Raw genomic sequence first — 1,222 nt, 5'->3', positions numbered from 1 at the left:
GGCGGTCTCAACGGGTCAGCGCAACAGCTCCGTGAGCTTCTCCGATGGTGTCATGAACTGTAGAGTCTTACGAGGACGACCGTTGAGAGAGTCCTGAATCGCGAGCAGTTCCTCCCTGCTGACATCACTCAAGTCGATACCCTTGGGCAGGTACTGGCGCAACAACCCGTTCGTGTTCTCGTTGCTACCACGCTGCCAGGGCGAGTGCGGGTCGCAGAAGTAGACCGGGATATCGGTGGCGAGGGTGAACTTCGCGTGGGCAGCCATCTCCGCACCCTGGTCCCAGGTGATGCTGCGGGCCAGGTGAGCAGGCAACGCCGTGATGGTCTCCCGCATCCTCGCCTCAACCGTGACCGCGGACTTGTCCGCCCCCAACGGCAACAACATGACGTAGCGGGTGGAACGCTCGACCAGGGTCCCCACCGCGCTGCGACTGCCGGCTCCCATGATCAGGTCCCCCTCCCAGTGTCCCGGCACGGCGCGGTCTTCAACCTCGGGTGGGCGTTGGGAGATCATTACCATTCCCGGGATACGTCCGCGTCCTTCCAGTCGTCCTCGGGTCTTGCGCTGGGTCCGCCCAGATCGCAGGCACCACAGCAGTTCCCGGCGCAACTCACCGCGGCCTTGGACGAAGAGAGACTGGTAGATCGTCTCGTGGCTGACGTGCATCTGCTCATCATCGGGGAAGTCCCGCCGCAGACGCCCGGCGATCTCCTGCGGTGACCACCACTGCTGCAACCGCGCGGCGACTTCCACCAGTAGCGGCCCCGCGCTGAGCTTGAACGCCTTGGGGCGGCGGGCCTGCTGGCGGGCGCGGACGTGCCCACCCCAGGCCCGGTAGGCCTCCCGGCCGCCGTTGGCGTTGACCTCCCGTGACACCGTCGAGGGTGCTCGACCCAGTCCCGCTGCGATCTCACGGAACGACTTCTTGGCTCGCACGCCGATCAGGATCTGCTCCCGTTCATCGATCGAGAGACGACCCGCCCGCGGCGTCCACGGATCCTCCACCCCGCCCAGGTGGCGTTTCTCGCGGACCATCAACCCCACCATGGGTGGGGTGCAGCCGATCTGGCGGGCGATCTCTACCAGCGAGAAACCGTGGGCGTGCAGCCGGATCGCCAGCTGTTTCTGCGTCGTGGTGAGGACACCGGCCATGCTCAACTCCTGTCAGCGACCAACCATGATCATCTCATGGGTGTTGCGCTGACTCCTTGAGACCGCC

The 1,222-nt window shown here is 65.4% G+C and carries 1 protein-coding gene; it reads right to left on the bottom strand.

Features of this window, described 5'->3' with window-relative positions; genetic code table 11:
* Positions 1-15: 15 nt before the first annotated feature.
* Complete coding sequence (locus CLV37_RS26890; RefSeq protein ID WP_106215801.1) at positions 16-1,155, bottom strand: IS30 family transposase; 1,140 nt, start codon at positions 1,153-1,155, stop codon at positions 16-18.
* Between the last annotated feature and the right edge of the window lie 67 nt (positions 1,156-1,222).

Origin of the sequence: Kineococcus rhizosphaerae (assembly GCF_003002055.1) — a bacterium.
Classification (GTDB): Bacteria; Actinomycetota; Actinomycetes; order Actinomycetales; family Kineococcaceae; genus Kineococcus; species Kineococcus rhizosphaerae.
The sequence above is the reverse complement of the archived record's forward strand: the minus strand, read 5'-3'. Positions and strand labels throughout refer to the sequence as shown.